General features: G+C 51.6%; 14 protein-coding genes. 11 read left to right on the plus strand and 3 right to left on the minus strand.

Going from position 1 to position 16,848, the window contains the following annotated elements:
- The first annotated feature begins 107 nt into the window (after positions 1-107).
- A complete protein-coding gene (locus tag AC1DWB_RS12340) occupies positions 108-734 on the plus strand; it encodes an SCO family protein (RefSeq protein ID WP_477541364.1) in 627 nt (208 codons plus the stop codon).
- A gap of 21 nt (positions 735-755) precedes the next feature.
- Positions 756-1,679, plus strand: a complete 924-nt coding sequence (locus AC1DWB_RS12345) for an AEC family transporter (protein ID WP_477541365.1) — start codon at positions 756-758, stop codon at positions 1,677-1,679.
- A 33-nt stretch (positions 1,680-1,712) separates the two neighbouring features.
- On the opposite strand, the gene AC1DWB_RS12350 is transcribed toward AC1DWB_RS12345, so the two are convergent.
- The 3 genes from AC1DWB_RS12350 to AC1DWB_RS12360 all read right to left on the minus strand — a co-directional run bounded on the left by AC1DWB_RS12350 (position 1,713) and on the right by AC1DWB_RS12360 (position 4,898).
- A complete protein-coding gene (locus AC1DWB_RS12350) occupies positions 1,713-2,063 on the minus strand; it encodes a toprim domain-containing protein (protein ID WP_477541366.1) in 351 nt (116 codons plus the stop codon).
- A 90-nt stretch (positions 2,064-2,153) separates the two neighbouring features.
- Positions 2,154-3,494, minus strand: a complete 1,341-nt coding sequence (locus tag AC1DWB_RS12355; RefSeq protein ID WP_477541367.1) for a TrkH family potassium uptake protein — start codon at positions 3,492-3,494, stop codon at positions 2,154-2,156.
- Positions 3,495-3,701: 207 nt separating this feature from the next.
- Positions 3,702-4,898, minus strand: coding sequence for an MFS transporter (locus AC1DWB_RS12360; protein WP_477541368.1), 1,197 nt, complete (start codon positions 4,896-4,898; stop codon positions 3,702-3,704).
- A gap of 195 nt (positions 4,899-5,093) precedes the next feature.
- Here AC1DWB_RS12360 and AC1DWB_RS12365 point away from each other — a divergent pair, with 195 nt between their 5' ends.
- The 9 genes from AC1DWB_RS12365 to AC1DWB_RS12405 all read left to right on the plus strand — a co-directional run bounded on the left by AC1DWB_RS12365 (position 5,094) and on the right by AC1DWB_RS12405 (position 16,720).
- A complete protein-coding gene (locus AC1DWB_RS12365; protein WP_477541369.1) occupies positions 5,094-5,522 on the plus strand; it encodes a hypothetical protein in 429 nt (142 codons plus the stop codon).
- 65 nt (positions 5,523-5,587) lie between these two features.
- Complete coding sequence (locus AC1DWB_RS12370; protein ID WP_477541370.1) at positions 5,588-6,739, plus strand: transglutaminase domain-containing protein; 1,152 nt, start codon at positions 5,588-5,590, stop codon at positions 6,737-6,739.
- Positions 6,740-7,300: 561 nt separating this feature from the next.
- Positions 7,301-9,340, plus strand: coding sequence for a peptidoglycan D,D-transpeptidase FtsI family protein (locus tag AC1DWB_RS12375; protein WP_477541371.1), 2,040 nt, complete (start codon positions 7,301-7,303; stop codon positions 9,338-9,340).
- A 100-nt stretch (positions 9,341-9,440) separates the two neighbouring features.
- The gene (locus tag AC1DWB_RS12380; protein ID WP_477541372.1) at positions 9,441-10,163 is read left to right on the plus strand and encodes an HAD-IA family hydrolase; all 723 of its coding nucleotides are present in this window, start codon (positions 9,441-9,443) and stop codon (positions 10,161-10,163) included.
- Between the two features lie 15 nt (positions 10,164-10,178).
- Positions 10,179-12,230 (plus strand): peptidoglycan D,D-transpeptidase FtsI family protein, encoded by a 2,052-nt coding sequence (locus AC1DWB_RS12385; protein ID WP_477541373.1) that lies wholly within the window; start codon positions 10,179-10,181, stop codon positions 12,228-12,230.
- 367 nt (positions 12,231-12,597) lie between these two features.
- Entirely contained in the window at positions 12,598-14,541 is a 1,944-nt protein-coding gene (gene asnB / locus AC1DWB_RS12390) for an asparagine synthase (glutamine-hydrolyzing) (RefSeq protein WP_477541374.1), read from the plus strand.
- A gap of 37 nt (positions 14,542-14,578) precedes the next feature.
- Positions 14,579-15,319: a Cof-type HAD-IIB family hydrolase gene (locus tag AC1DWB_RS12395; RefSeq protein WP_477541375.1), complete on the plus strand. Its 741-nt coding sequence runs from the start codon at positions 14,579-14,581 to the stop codon at positions 15,317-15,319.
- Between the two features lie 159 nt (positions 15,320-15,478).
- Positions 15,479-15,964, plus strand: a complete 486-nt coding sequence (locus AC1DWB_RS12400) for a DUF456 domain-containing protein (protein ID WP_477541376.1) — start codon at positions 15,479-15,481, stop codon at positions 15,962-15,964.
- A 33-nt stretch (positions 15,965-15,997) separates the two neighbouring features.
- Positions 15,998-16,720, plus strand: a complete 723-nt coding sequence (locus AC1DWB_RS12405; protein WP_477541377.1) for a ThuA domain-containing protein — start codon at positions 15,998-16,000, stop codon at positions 16,718-16,720.
- Positions 16,721-16,848 lie beyond the last annotated feature (128 nt).

A 16,848-nucleotide genomic window follows, 5' to 3' on the forward strand; every position in this document is an offset into this window, starting at 1 on the left:
AATTGTAAATATCCGGGGTCCCCGCAAAGTAATAGGAATGAGCAACGAAGGGGTACTTCACTTTGTGGGGTTGTTTTAGCCAAATTACACGATTGCGGGGGAAAGTCATGCAGCAATTTATTATGAAACATTGGTTCAAGGGAGTGGCAGCCTTGGCGATCATCGCTATTGCCGCTGTATTGGTCAAGAATACTTCATCTTCCGGTGGAGGGGGTAAGCTGCCCGTTCTGAAGAAAGCGACGGAATTCAATCTGGAGAGCTCAGATGGCAACAATGTCAGCTTAGCCGAATCCAATGGTAAGATCAGACTGGTCTACTTCTTCTGGTCCTCTTGTCCGGACGTATGCCAGCCTACGACTTATGAGCTATCCAAGGTGCAGGAACAATTGCAGAAGGATGGACTAATGGGCAAGGACGTCATGATGTATTCGGTCTCCTTCGATCCGGACAAAGATACCGTTAAGCAATTAGCTACGTATTCAGCCCGATTCCAGAAAGATTCGACCAATTGGAAGTTCCTTAGAGGCGAAGAGAAGGCGATGCGGGACTTGGCGAATGCTTACGGTGTAAGCGTATTGAAGAATAAGGACGGTACATTCGCGCATACGAATTCGGTAGCGCTAGTAGATCGCGAAGGCAATATTCGCAAGTACATGACCGCGGAGGAGCCAGGCGGGATTATGGATTATAAAGACATCGTGAAAGATGTCAAGAAGCTGAGCAAAGCCAGCTAAGAGAGAGGAATCGATCGCTCCGTGTCCTATTTCACTCATATCCTACTCAATAATGTCGTCCCGCTCAGTCTCATGATTGCAGCGGGCGTTCTGCTTCAACTGATCTTCAAACTTGATATTCGAACATTATCCAAGCTGAACTTTTACTTATTCTCTCCCTGCATCATGTTCTTGATGTTATACGAATCGGCGATCTCGCTCTCGATCATGCTGCAAGTGCTGCTGTTCTTCTGTGTGTTCTTCGCCGCTTCTTACGTTCTGATCGAGCTTGTGATGAAGCTGCGAGGATACAGCGGGAGCATGCGCAGTGCGATGCGCAACAGTGTGCTGTTCTACAATAGCGCCAACTATGCGATTCCGCTCAATCAGCTTGTGTTCGTCAATGACCCGTTCACGCTATCGATTCAGATTATTATCATGATGATGCAGAGTCTGCTCCCGAATACATACGGCATCTACAGCATCAATGCCCACCGGCAGACGTTGAAGGCGACACTTCGGACGATCGCGACAATGCCCACCATCTATGTCATTCCGCTGGCCTTAATAATGCGTTGGCTGCACATTCCGATCCCGCACCCGATCTACCTCTCGCTAGACTATGTGGGGAAAGGTTTCATCGCGACAGCATTGTTGACGTTGGGTGTACAGCTCGGCAGCATGAAGTGGAAGCTGCAGCTGTCCGATGTCATTCTATCGAACGCGATGAGGCTATGTGTGGGTCCGTTGCTGGGATTCGCCGTCGTATGGGCACTCGGCATCGAAGGAGACATGGCCAAAGCGCTAGTCCTGTCGTGCGCCGTCCCGACCTCGCTTAGCAGCGTGCTGTTGGCGGTGGAGTTCGACAGTGAGGCGGAATTTGCTTCGCAGGCTGTATTTTCTTCCACAGTGTTCAGCATCTTCACCGTGACGTTCGTCATTTATTTGATCCAGTACGTGGGGTGATGGGAACGGATAGACTCGTTATGCGCCTGCATTTTAGAGGATGGTGTCGGGAGGCGGGTATTGAATATATTCGTCTAACCCGGCTTTCTCCAACTGCTGGATGATATACTCATCCGGCGTCCCTTCGACACCCGCATACCCCCGCCGTGTATAGATTTGCTCAGCATCAGGATACGTATCCCGCAGGATGGCGCGAATGCGTTTGCCAGAAGGATCGTTATCGGTGAACAGGAATACGTCCCGATCCCCGATCTGCTTCTTTAATTTCTCCAATTTGTCCGTATTCAACGTTCCATTTGTGCACAAGATCAGGATTTCCTCGGAGAGAAGCCGTCTTAGACGGCTTTTGTCATTTTTACCTTCAACAATTATCGCAATGTGCATGTGATCACCTAAGTATGTTGGAATGGGGGAATTGCTGGAATTATTCCCCGGGAAATGTCGGAACGTGGTGCGCCTATGTATATGTACGGGTTACCCAATCAATATTTTACCTTCTGGATGACGATACAATTCTTTTTTGATCTTGGGTTGCAGGGCGTAGGCTAATGTGACAGGTCCGAGCCGACCCATAAACATAATAACGATGATGATGATTTTGCCTATCAGTGTCAAATCTTGCGTCAAACCCATGCTCAACCCAACCGTTCCGAATGCGGAAACCGTTTCGAACAGGATCATTAAGAACGGACGCGGATGCATCGTTGACAGCAACATAGTAGAGAGGCTGAGCAAGAATACAGACAGGATCGTAATGGTGGTGGCCCGGTACACTTGATCTTTGGCAATCCGGTGGCGGAACAGTACAATGTCCTCCCGCCCACGGATCATCGTGATGACAGCGCCGATCAGTATGGCGAATGAGGTGATTTTGATACCTCCGCCAGTCGAGCCAGGTGCAGCACCAATAAACATGAGCACGATCATGAAAAACTGGGTGCCTTGCCGCAAGCCAGCAATATCGATTGTATTCGTCCCGGACGAGCGAAGGCTCACCGATTGGAAGAACGAGGCGAGTACTTTGCTGCCGTCGTTCAGAGGAGCAAGCGTTGCGGAATTCGTATACTCGAACACGAAGATGACGATTGCCCCGAGCATAATTAGTAAGCCCGACCCGGTCAGAACGACCTTGCTATGCAGGGAGAGCTTTCGGGTATTGCGGTATTCAATCAAATCAGACAACACAATAAATCCGATCCCTCCGGCCACGACTAGCAGCATGGACACCAGGTTGACTACTATATCATCGACATAGAGCGTCATACTCCGGAAGCCACCGAACAGTTCGAAGCCGGCGTTGTTGAACAGCGATACGGAATGATAAATTCCGTAATACGCGGCTCGTCCGAGCGGCATTTCTGCGGACCAGCGCCATGTGTACACGCAAGCCGCTACGACTTCCATTGTCAACGAATAGATGATGACGCGGCGCGACAAGCGTACGATTCCCTCCATACTCGTCTGGTTCATCGACTCCTTCAGCACGAGTCGTTCCCGCAGCGAGATGCGGCGGCCGAGCATCATGGCGAACCAAGTGGCGGACGTCATGAAGCCGAGACCGCCTAGCTGGATAAGGATAAGGATCACGACTTGTCCGAACACAGTGAGGTCGTTCACGGTATCCGCTACGACGAGTCCGGTTACGCAAGTCGCGGATGTCGCCGTGAACAAGGCGTCGATGTAGGAGATCGACTTCCCAGGAGGAGATGTGAAAGGAAGCCATAGTAATAGACTTCCCAGCAAAATGATGGAGGCGAAGCCTAGTGCCAATACTTGCGGCGGCGAGAATCGGAGCAATCGGGAATATGTAATCATTATGAATTCACCTCCCTCTCAGTTTACCGTTTCTCCCGCCTACTATCCACCTACTATCTACTCTTGCGTTTGCAGCAACAAAAAACGGTTTGAGCGGACGGCTCAAACCGTTTAATGACATTATCAAGCACAATCAGCGTTGTGATACGACAACCAGAAGGGCTGGGACATGGACAGTGTTTTTCACCTAGTACCGGATTACTATAGTTAGCGGTTCAGGGCTGGATTGGCTGTGCGGAATTTGTGTGGAGTCAGGAGCAGCAAGGCGCACATAAGGAACAAGAAAGCGATGAAGTAGGAGCTGATCTCCGTACGTAACTGCCCGGCAAGCACAGGTCCGATGAAAGCGCCAATCGAGAAGGACACCGACAAGAGCGAGAATACCCGACCATACCGGTTTGCACTGGATACACTGGCGAGAAGCGTCGCCATCGCCGGGAATATAATACCCTTGGCCATTCCGATCAGGAACAAGGAAGCGGAGATGGGCAGGGGCCAATGAACAGACAGCCCGAAGAAGCAGAGTGCAAGTGACAGAGCGCCAGTTACCGTCCGGACGTAGGGGGAGAAGCGGTTCAGGAACAGTAGGCTCAATGTGAACAGCGCCCCCAGACTCACCATCGAGAAGAGGAGGCCGGAAGTCAGAATGGAGTTCTTCGCCGAACCCATAAGAGGAAGCTCGAAGAAGAGAATGCCCTGGGAACACGAGATCGCCATCGGAACACCGAAGAACAGCCATGGGATGGAGCCTTTGTTCTCCAGTTCTTCAGGGTTTGCGGGGCTCCCCTTTCCTTGGATGTGATGACCCCCGTGACTGTGCATATGTTGAGGCGGAAGTGCGTTGACTGCAGTGGGATTGCGGTTCTCCCGGATGCCGAATATGGCCATCAATCCGATACCAATCAATGCCCAGCCTAGAAAGGTGAATGAGGTCGTGAACCCGAATTTACCGACAAGATAAGCTCCTGCAGCCGGGGAGACAACAGAAGCGAGCGTGTGCACGAGGCCGTTGCCAGCCATTAATTTCCCTTGCTGGGTGCGATTCTGGCCAAGCTTGGCGAGCATGGCCATACAGGCGGGGGATAGGAAAGCCAGCACGAAACCGCTTATGGAACGAATCCATAACAGCTGCCAAGGATCGGTTACGGTCGATTGGTAAATCAGAATGATGCCCGCGCCAATTAAGCTGAACAGAATGAACCATTTGCTCCCATATCGGTCGACCCATAGACCGGCCAGCAAATTGCCAGGAAGATGTGTAATCGAATAAATGCCCATAATCCATCCGATGAACGTAGGAGCCGCCCCTAAGGACAAGGCGAATGGGGTCAGAATCGGATATTGCGCATGCAGGTCGAAGAAAGCTACGAACATAAACAGGTAAAGCCAGATTGCCGTTTTCATTCTCAGAACCACCCGTTTCCGTTACATTATGCACAGCCCTGTACATGCATTCTTCACTACTTGTACGTGATTGTCCGACTGGATATTACGGTTTTTTTGGGCGAGCGGCAAAAAAAGGATGAACATGTACGAAGACGTATAGTATGATGGATGTGAAAATCGAGCATAAATTGTGATATGGGAAAGGGTGGAGAAATGGATCAGCTTACAGCTTTTGTACAGGATCGCTGGTTAGTTATTGTGATTGCGATTGTTGTACTCTTCCTCGTTATTAAAATTGTGAAGACCGTTATTAAATGGGTGATCGTACTTGTCATTGTAGCGGGGCTCTTCTATTACGGCGCATCGTATGATCTCAAGGAACTTGGCACGAATGCGATGGCCACCGTCAAGGATGCCGTAGCCTCGGCCAAGGAGGAAGCGGTGAAGGCGCTTGCCGGCAAAGATGCGAAATTCCAGCAAAACGCTGACGGTTCGTTCGTGGTAACCGCTGGCAAGGTGAAGCTGGAGGGGAAAGCAGGGGCGTCTGAAGTTAGCATAAGCATTGCAGGTGCACCGGCAATCAAGATCCCGTTCGATGAGGCGATTAAGGCAGTGATCGAGACGGCTAAGAAGAACGGATAAAGTTTGGTTACGCGCAGTCCGCACTCGATTGTGGAGTCAACGATACAGCTGAAGGAGGAAGAAGAATGGGAAACCTGGCATGGCTACAAGAGACGAATGTGAATTGGATCTCGATCGGGATCATAGTTCTAGTTGCTGCCTCTATCTTGCAAGGCTTTCTTAGAGGCGCTTCCGGCTCTGCCCAATCGTTTCTTTTCTTCGCGGCGGAAGGGGTTATAACAGTAATTAGCGCAGTGGCAGCGTGGAAATTGGGTGGTTGGTTGTCTCCATTGATCCGCGATACGCTGGTAGCGAACAATATTGTCATCCCCAACACCGAGATGGGTTTTTTCCAACAAGGCTACTATACGTTCATAACGGGAGTTCGTGATTTCCCTTTATTGCGGAGTGGGACCTTGTTCCTGGTTGGCTATACCGCCGTGAAGCAGCTGTTATACTGGTTGTGGCGGCAATTCGTGTTCAAGGCGGGCTGGTTCGACCGGCCGTTGAAGACGCTTGGTCGCCATCCCCTATGGAGCAGTGGTGTTGGTGGAGGCATTGGGGCTTTGATCGGTGTCGGGCGGGCGTTATTGTTGATCGCGGCTTTGTTCGTGTTCACTGCGCTGTTCCCTCAATCGGAATTTGCCCGGTATGTACAAGCATCAGGCATCTATATGCAAGGTGCTACACAGGTAATTGCCCCGTTCAGCGGCGACTTCCTGGAGAAGCAGCTGCCTGTTCTGACCAAGGCGGTTGGGCAGGAATACAAGAAGATTTTGCAACGCAAATACGAAGTGGTCGATGCGAAGATTCCGTCCGACATCGCAGAAGCCGCTCTGAAGATTACGGCTGACAAAACAGACGATGAAGCGAAGGCCAGAGCGCTCTACCAGTGGGTCGGGACCCGCATCCAGTATGACTGGGATAAGGTAGAGCTGTATGAACGCGAGCGGATATGGAAAGAGCAGACGCCGGAAGACACATTCGCCACGCGCGAGGGAGTCTGCATCGATTACTCCCGGTTATATGCTGTGATGGCGAGAGCGGTCGGCCTTGAGGTGAAAGTTATTACCGGGCAAGGTTATGACGGCCGTGGCAGCTACGGGCCTCATGCATGGAACGAAGTGTACGTCGGCGCGAAGAATGCGTGGCTTCCACTGGATTCCACGTGGGTGTCGAGCGGGGCGAACTGGTTCAATCCGCCGAACTTCGATAACACCCACATCCGCGATGTGTAGAGTTTGATTATTGGAACATCCTTGTTACCGGAAGGTGACTGGGATGTTTTTTTGTAAGAATGATTACGAGAAAGTGTACGGAGGGGAGAGTAAGTCGGTAAAATCGACTAACTCTCCGGAAAATCCGTCTACTCCTTGCGAAAGTGCGCTCAGCGCCCGAGTTAGCCGGAAAATCCGTCTAACTCCTCGCGAATGCTCGCCCAGTGCCCGAGTTAGCCGGAAAATCCGTCTAACTCCTCGCGAAAGTGCGCTCAGCGCCCGAGTTAGACGGAAAATCCGTCTAACTCCTCGTGGATGCTCGCCCAGCGCCCGAGTTAGCCGGAAAATCCGTCTAACTCCCTGCGAATGCTCGCCCAGTGCCCGAGTTAGACGGAAAATCCGTCTAACTTCTCGCGAAAGTGCGGCCAGTGCCCAAGTTAGCCGGAAAAACCGTCTAACTCCCTTCCACGCGCTAACCGAACTCATATGCCAACTCCTTCCACAGGCCATGATTTTTAATGACTCTAGCAAATGTGGTACTATTAGTAGATCACGTTTGGCTTGAAAGGAGTGAGAAGACGGATGAATAGGGAAGATCCGTCGAAGGAACATATTACGCAACATCGACACTTTACATTTCGACTTAACATCTTTTTCTTCAGCATTTTCTTGTTATTCTCCATCTTAATCTTTCGTCTGGCTTTCCTGCAGTTCGTTGAGGGCAAGTCGCTATCGGACCAGGAAGGGAAGCTGCGATCGAAGCATAATTCGATTCCGCCGATACGAGGGACGATATTCGATATGAAGGAATACCCGATTGCAGAGTCGACCTCATCCCAATCGCTATTTTATTCCGTTGAGCCCGGTAAGAAGGAGAAAGATCCGGTTGTTGAGCTGGCTCGGAACGTGGAGCAGATATTCGTCCAATACGGAGATCCTAAGAAAGTGATGTCCGCAGAGGAAATCATAAAGAAAATGGACGTCGGCTTCGATCTGGATAAGAACAAGACGAAGGATCCCAGCTATTATTCGGTACCACGTCGGATAAAAGCGGATTTGACGAATGCTGAGATCGCCTACTTATCCGAGCATCGGGACGAGCTCCCCGGTATGGAAATCCAGGAAGAAAGCATACGTCACTACAACGAAAAGACGATTGCCGTACAACTGGTCGGGTACTTGAAGTCATTTTCATCCGCACGCAACAAAGACAACGGGTTAGAGTTTTACAAGCAGAAGGCCGAATCCACAGACCCGACGGATGAGTATTTGGATACCGAAGATGTTGGGTTTGACGGTATCGAATACTTATATCAGAACGAGCTTCGCGGCAAGAACGGGGTGAAGAGCTACCCGATAAATGCGGCTGAGAAGATTGTAGGTCCTGTTTCGTTAATCAAGCCGGAAAAAGGAAACAATCTATACTTAACGATTCATTCGGACGTGCAGTTGGAGACGGAGAACGCCATCATGGAGCATTTGGCCTACATTCGCAGCCCTGCTCGGGACCGGTGGAGTTATGCACCCTATGCGACGACAGGTTACGCAGTAGCCATGGAAGTCGATACGGGAAAAGTGGTAGCCATGGCCAGCATGCCCGATTACAACCCCAATCTATGGAACGGTGGCATTAGTCCGGAAGATTACGAGAGAGTGAAGTTTTTCGTCGAGAACGGGACGATTCGCGAGGTTCGACCACCTTACACCGATGCGAAGGAACTCAATAAACACCCGACATCTCTAGTCTATTTGGGCTCCACCATCAAACCATTGACAGTCCTGCTCGGCTTGAATGAGAAGTTGATGGGCATCAATGAAATCTACAATGACACGGGGAAATTCTTTTATGGAAAAGACAACAAAGCGTCCTTATCGAACTCGGATGGCAAAGTAAACGGACCTATTAATGCGATGCAAGCGATCCAGTATTCCTCCAATACCTACATGTCCGCGATGATCGGTAATCGGTTGTACTTCAGACCGAATACGGACGGGATCGCAGTATGGAACGATTATATGGAACGGTTCGGCCTGGGTGTGTTGACAGGTAGTGGGCTGCGCGGCGAGTATGCGGGATACAAGGAATACAATCAATCGAACAAGAAGTATGGGGCTCAAGCGGCGCTTATTCCGGCGTCATGGGGGCAGATGGGGAAATACACGACGTTGCAGCTAGCCCAGTATACGGCTATGTTGGGCAATCGGGGCGAGCGGCTGAAACCGCAATTCGTCAATAAAATTACAACCTATGATGGACAACCGGTGCAGGGTTTCCAGAAGGAAGTGCTGAGCAAGGAAACATTCCCGAAGGAATACTGGGATACGGTGCAACGGGGGATGGAGCTGGTCAAACAAAGCGGCTTCGATGGATTCCCTTATAAAGTAGCCTCCAAGACGGGAACGTCCACGCAATCGGTCGCGGGTAAAGATATCGACAACGCGGTATTCATCGCCTATGCGCCGGCTGAGAAGCCGAAGCTAGCGGTTGCCGTTATTATCCCCGAGGGGGGATTCGGCTCGTATGGAGCCGCTCCGATCGCGCGTCGAATGTTCGATGCCTACGATCGGGAAATCGGGCTGACCGGCGTTCCGAATCCGAATGCTGGAGCACCGAAACCATAATCATCCATCATCCCAAATCATGACCTTTATGAGGTTGTGGATTGGGATGTTTGTGTTAAAATGAGCTTAATCGGATATTTCCAAGGAGCGGCATTTATTTATGATCTTAAATGAATTTACGAACTATAAGGCGGTTTTTTTCGACGCGGGAGACACGCTTCTGACGATTCCCGGAGCCCGCGAGACGATGCAGCGCTACTTGGCGGAACAGTCGTTCCATCGCACAGCGGATCAGATTGGGGAGCGGTTCGACGCCGCCTTCCGCTTGTTGTATTACAATAAGCCCGTGTTGGGCAACGAATTATGTTCCCCGGAGTCGGATCGGACGTTCTGGGTCGAGCTGTATCGGCATATGTTGGCCGAGTTAGGCGCTTCCCCACTCGTGGAGGAAGAGCTGATCCACCAATGGTGTCACGAGATGTACGACCTGTTCGTATCGCCGGAGCAATACGTCTTGTTCGATGATGTGATAATGACGCTGGAGGCGCTCCAGGTGCGAGGGTATCGGATGGCGATCATCTCGAATTTCGCCCCGACTTTGCGCAGCATCTTACAGTACATGCAGATTGACCATTACTTCGATCCGATTATCGTCTCAACGGAAGTCGGGCTGGAGAAGCCGAACCCGGCGATCTTCCAGCTGGCGTTAGAGCAATCTGGACTGGCAGCAGACGAAGTGCTGTATGTCGGGGACCACGATCAGAACGATATATGGGCACCGAACCAAATCGGCATGCAAGCCGTGAAGATCAAACGGTATGCATATCATGCAGGCGAGGGAATTCATTCGCTTAGGGAGCTGTGGCAAGATGAAGCCGACTAAGGAGGGATTCCGGTCATGACGAGAAAAGACCCTTCTAAGGAAGATGCGGGGAAAAACCGGCACTTTTCGTTTCGGTTGAATTTCTTCTTCTTCTGCATCTTCTTGTTGTTCTCTATCCTGATCGTTCGGCTTGCCTTGCTGCAGTTTGTAGAAGGGAAGGCGCTGGCGGAGGAAGAAAGCCGGATGAAGTCGATGCACCATTCGATTCCGCCGATTCGCGGGACGATATTCGACCAGAAGAACAACATTCCACTCGCGGAATCGACCTCCACGCAATCACTATTCTACTCTATCGAACCGGGCAAGAAGGAGAAAGACCCGATAGTGAATATGGCCAAGAAACTGGAGCAGGTGTTCAAGGATTACGGAGACCCGAAGAAAGTGATAACCGCACAGGAAATCATTAAACGGATGGACGTCGGCTATGATCTGGACAAAAATACGACCAAAGATCCGAGCTACTACTCCGTGCCGCGAAGAATCAAGGCGGATTTGGTGAATACCGAGATCGCTTATATAGCCGAGCATCGAGATGAGTTCCCCGGTATAGAAATTCAGGAAGAGAGCATTCGGCATTACAATGACAAGACGATTGCCGTGCAACTGGTCGGCTATCTGAAGTCGTTCTCCGCGGCGCGCAATAAGGAGAACGGGCTGGAATTTTATCGACAGAAGGCAGAGTCCAAGGACCCCACAGTGGAATACCTGGATACGGAAGATGTAGGGTTCGACGGGATTGAGTATTTGTTCCAGGACGAGCTTCGTGGCAAGAACGGCGTTAAGAGCTACCCGGTTAATGCAGCTCAGAAGATTGTAGGTCCGGTATCCATCCAGAAACCTGAGAAGGGAAATAACCTATACCTGACCATCAATACGAGCGTTCAACTGGAGACGGAGAACGCGATTATGGAGCACTTGAAGGTGATTCGGAACGCGAGAAACGACGTCTGGCGTTATGCACCGAATGCGACGACCGGCTATGCGGTAGCGATGGAGGTCGATACCGGGAACGTGGTCTCGATGGCCAGTATGCCCGATTACGATCCGAACATATGGCACGGCGGCATTAATACGGAGGATTACAAGGGCATTCAATATCAGTACTTGAACGGAGCGATCTCCGAGGTATACGCGAACTACCCGGATGCGAAGGAAAGAGCGAAGCACCCAACTTCGCTCGTGTACTTGGGCTCGACGATCAAGCCATTGACCGTGATGATTGGGTTGAAGGAAGGCATCATATCGGCGAATGAGACGTACTACGATTCAGGCGAAATGACGTTCGGGAAAGACAAGACGGTCATTCATAACTCGGACAATCGTGCATGGGGGCCTATTAATGCCTGGCAAGCAATCTGGCATTCGTCCAATACGTACATGTCGGAGATGATCGGGCTGCGGCTGTTCAACAAATACAACAGAAGTAATACCGAGATGAAGGTATGGGACGATTACATGAAGCAATTCGGTCTAGGAATCAAGACGGAAAGCGGACTTCGTTATGAATCGCCCGGCATTATCGATTACAACAACGAAGCGAAGAACGCCAGTACACAGTCCGCGCTTGTTCGCTCCTCATGGGGGCAGATGGGGAAATATACGACACTGCAGCTAGCGCAATTCGCGGCGATGCTCGGCAATAAGGGCAAACGATTGAAACCGAATTTTGTCGACAGGATGACTACTTACGATAACCAGCCGATTAAGAAATTCGAGCCGGTAGTGTTGAACGAAGTGGCGTTCCCGAAGGAATATTGGGATACGATCCATAGAGGGATGCTGCTCGTTAACAAGGATGGATTCGACGGGATCGCCTACCCGGTTGCGGCTAAGACCGGAACATCGACTCAGAGCATTGCCCGCCAGGAAATCAACAATGCGGTATTCATCGCCTATGCCCCTGCTGACAAGCCGAAGCTGGCCGTCGCGGTCGTCATTCCGGAAGGTGGATATGGGTCGTATGGAGCTGCTCCGATTGCTCGCCGCATCTTCGACGCCTACGATCGGGAGTACGGCATGTACGGGGTGCCGAACCCGAATGCGGGAGTGAAGGCAGTAGGACAGTAGTAACGATCAGAGCATATAGGAAGCGGATGTACAAAGGAATGGAGCCTTTCGTATTGGACGAAGGGCTCTTTTTTTTGCGACATCAATTGTTGCACTAATGAAACAATTTTGCGTATACTAAATAAAAAGTTGTGGGAGAATGATACGGATTACATGATAGAGGAGTTGAATCTACATGAAAACAAAAAGAGTATTGAGCCCTTCCATCAGACGGTTCATATGGGGGATGCTGTTTCTGACGGTAACCACTTTATTCACCGTATGTTGCTGATATCGTGTACAGCCTTGTTTCTGAAAAAAAGGAGAGGTATGATATACTAAATGTTTAATTGCGATAATGGACCTCTCAGGAAAGGAACAAACGGCTATGTGTGGCATTACAGGCGTGATGTATTTTGATCAAAGGGAACCGTCGGTTCCTATGCTTAAGCAGATGATGGATGTGATCGAGCACCGGGGGCCGAACGATTCGGGCGTTTGGACGGATCCGGGTATCGGGCTAGGATTTCGTCGGCTGTCGATTATTGACTTGAAGGAAGGGCACCAGCCACTCAGCAATGAGGATGATTCGGTATGGATCGTCTTCAACGGTGAGATCTATAATTATCAGCGGCTGAGGGAAGAGCTGATCGCTCGCGGACATCAATTCAAGACCCATACGGATACAGAAGTCATTGTCCACCTGTACGAGGAGTATGGCGAGCGGTGCGTCGATCATCTGCGCGGTATGTACGGCTTCGTCATCTGGGATCGCAATAAGCGGGAATTTTTCGGAGCGCGTGATCATTTTGGGATCAAGCCCTTCTACTACTATGCAGATGGTACACGGCTATTGTTCGGCTCGGAGATTAAGAGCTTGCTCGCGGCCGATGAAATGGAACGCCGACTCAATGAAGACAGTCTGCTGCAATATTTGACTTTCCAATATGTGCCGGAGCCCGAGACGATGTTCGCGGGCATTCATAAGCTGCCGCCTGCGCATACGATCCGAGTAACAGCCGATGGCCGTATCACCATCCGCCGTTACTGGGATCCGATGTTCGCGCCGGTGAAGCGGCCGTTCCACGACGTCGTCGAGGAGCTGCGCGCGAAGCTGCAGGATTCCGTCGTGCATCATATGCACAGCGACGTTGAGCGTGGCTGCTTCTTGTCGAGTGGCATCGACTCGACGGCCATAGCGGCTCACATGCGGGCGATTGAGCCGATCCAGACGTTCTCGGTCGGCTTCGACGGACCGAACAACGAGACGATCATCGCCCGTCAGACCGCAGAGGCGCTCGGGACGGAGCATTACGAGAAGCTGATAACTGCCGACGATTTCTTCGGTGCGCTGCCGAAGGCGATCTGGCACCAGGACGAGCCGGTCGCCGATCCATCGGCTATCGCACTCTACCATGTCGCCGGGCTGGCGCGTGAGCACGTGACCGTCGTGCTATCCGGCGAAGGCGCCGATGAGTTGTTCGGCGGATACCGCATCTACCGTGAGCCGCTGTCGCTGCGGCCGCTCGGTTGGCTACCGCAGCCGGCCATGCGGCTGCTGCACCGCTTGGTCCGCTTCCTGCCGGAAGGCGTGAAGGGGCGCAACTACATGTTGCGCGGGACAACGCCGCTCGAGGAGCGGTTCCTTGGCAACGCCAAGCTGTTCGGCGAGGCGGCCAAGGGTGAGCTGCTGCAGCTGGACCGCAAGCGGTTGCGTTCTTATCGCAACCCGTGGCAAGTGGCGGGTGAGTTCTACGGCAAGACCGGACACTTGGACCCTGTGTCGCGTATGCAGTACATTGACATGAATCTGTGGCTGCCTGGCGACATTCTGATGAAGGCCGACAAGATGACGATGGCACATTCGCTGGAGCTGCGTGTGCCGTTCTTGGACAAGGAGTTGTTCGAGTTCGCGAGAACGATTCCGATGGAATATCGGCTTGCCGAAGGGACGACCAAGTACGTGTTCCGCAAGGCGATGGAAGGGATCATCCCGGACTTCATCCTGAACCGACCGAAGCTAGGATTCCCGGTTCCGCTGCGCGACTGGGTAAAGGGCCCGCAGGGTGCTATGATGCGGGAGCAAATCCGGGCAAGCGGCATCGACGAGTGGTTCGATCTCGGCGTGGTCGATCGGATGTTCGACAAGCATACGGCCGGTCAGGGCGACTATGCACGACTCATCTGGGCGGTGTACGTATTCGGCTTGTGGCACGCGACCTATATGAAAGAAGTGCCTAATCTGGGACTGGGGTCCGCATTCGGATCAGGGTTCGGAACGGGATACAGTGGGAGTAGCGGACAATTAGGACGTCAATCGACGGGCTCATAGAGCGATTCAGACAAATGCGAGGGAGACATCAACCAACATGGGAAGATATAAATTACTTGCACTGGATATGGATGGGACATTGCTGAACGAGGAATCGATAATTTCCGAGGACAACCGGAATTGGATGCAGAAGGCGTTGGACGCTGGCATTACCGTCATTCTCTCGACCGGACGCGGGGTGCAGAAAGTATATCCGTACACAGATGAAATTGGCTTGAAGACACCGATCGTAGCCGTGAATGGCAGCGAAGTGTGGAAGGAACCACGGGTGCTGCTGCAGCGGCATCTGATGGAAGTAGAGTGGATTCGCAGCTTGCATCAGATGGCGGTTCAATATGACACCTGGTTCTGGAGCTATTCCGTGGAAGGCGTGCATAACAAGGACAATTGGGTACAAGAGGACCTGGAGTCGATCCAGTGGTTGAAGTTCGGTTACTACACCGAGAACGACGACAGCCGCCATCGCATTCTGGATGCGCTGAACGAGTGGGGGATATTCGAGATCACGAATTCACACCCTCATAATCTGGAGATCAACCCGAAGGGGATCAGCAAGGCGAGCGGGATTGAAGAGGTATGCAAGCTGCTCGGGTATTCGATGTCGGAAGTTGTGGCGATGGGCGATAGCTTGAACGATATGGCGATGATCCGGGCCGCAGGCCTCGGTGTGGCGATGGGCAATGCCCAGGAGGAATTGAAGCGGGCTGCGGACTTAGTCACAGTAACGAATCAGGAGTCTGCAGTAGCCAAGGTCATTCGCGAGCATATTCTTGTCTAATTAGCAGCTAACAGCAGCTAGCTGAAGAGTAGAGGCAGAAGCTAGGGAATTCTGCCTAACTCGCACGGACCATGGCGAAAAGTGGGGAGAGAGCTGGTAAATTCGCAGAAGCGGGAAACATACTGGGTGACTGCCTATCGTATAGGAGGAGGTGCAGGGATGGTAATTACAGGCTGGATTCTTGTCATAGTGTTGTTCGTCGTTGGGATGGCCGGAGCGATTTTTCCGATTCTTCCGGGTGTGCTTGCCATCTATGCTGCTTTCTTCGTGTATGGCTTTTTCATCGGATTCAGCGAGTTTGGCTTCTGGTTCTGGTTGTTCCAGACGTCCATCGTCGTGGCTGTCATCGTAGCCGACTATCTAGTCAGCGCGCTTGGGGTGAAGAAGTTCGGGGGCTCGCGGGCTTCCGTCATAGGCAGCACGATCGGAATTCTAATCGGTCCGTTCATCATTCCTGGTGTAGGTCTACTAGTCGGTCCTTTTCTTGGAGCACTGATCGGGGAACTGCTTATCGGAACGAGGCCAGATCAGGCTGTGAAAGTCGGAGTAGGCTCTTTGGTTGGTTTTTTGTCAAGTGTAGTCGTAAAATTCATTTTACAATTCATCATGATTGTGTTATTTATAGGTTGGGTCATTTGGAATTAATCAATCTACATACGGACAAGGAGGGGATGCAAGTTGATCCGCGTCGTAATATGGAATGAATATTTGCATGAGAAGCAGAATGAGGAAGTAGCCAAGCTATACCCGGAAGGGCTTCATGGTGCGATTGGAGCGGGAATCCAGCAGGAGGGCGTGCAGATCGGTTACGCTACCCTGGAGGAGCCGGAACACGGTCTGACGGAAGAGGTGCTGAATGCGACTGATGTGCTGATCTGGTGGGGACATCGTGGGCATAATCTTGTGTCTGACGACATCGTGAACCGCGTTCAGAAGCGTGTCCTGGAAGGCATGGGGCTGATCGTGCTGCACTCCGGACATTTCTCTAAGATTTTCAAGAAGCTGATGGGGACGTCTTGCGATCTGAAATGGCGAGCAGTAGGGGAAAAAGAACGCTTATGGGTCGTCGATCCATCCCATCCGATCGCTCAAGGGATTGGGCAGCACTTCGAGCTCGAGCATGAAGAAATGTACGGGGAGCACTTCGATATTCCGGCACCGGACGAGCTTGTGTTCGTCAGTTGGTTCGAAGGTGGGGAAGTGTTCCGCAGTGGGTGCACATTCCGTCGTGGGCAGGGTAAAATCTTTTACTTCCGTCCCGGTCACGAAACGTACCCGACTTACTACAACGAGAACGTGCTGCGTGTCATTTCCAATGCGGTGCATTGGGCAGCGCCTAAGCTCGGGGAGAAGCCGGTATACGGAAACGCGAAGCCGCTTGAACCGATTAAGGGAATATAGGCATTATTCACTACCTAATAAATTGAAGAACATCGGATCACCCCAAGCTGCAGCTAGTCTGCGGCTTTTTATTTTTGTACAGATTGAACCTTTTCCGGCCATCGGACCAATATAGAGTGAAATAATCA

The organism is Paenibacillus sp. P4_E11, assembly GCF_056401635.1.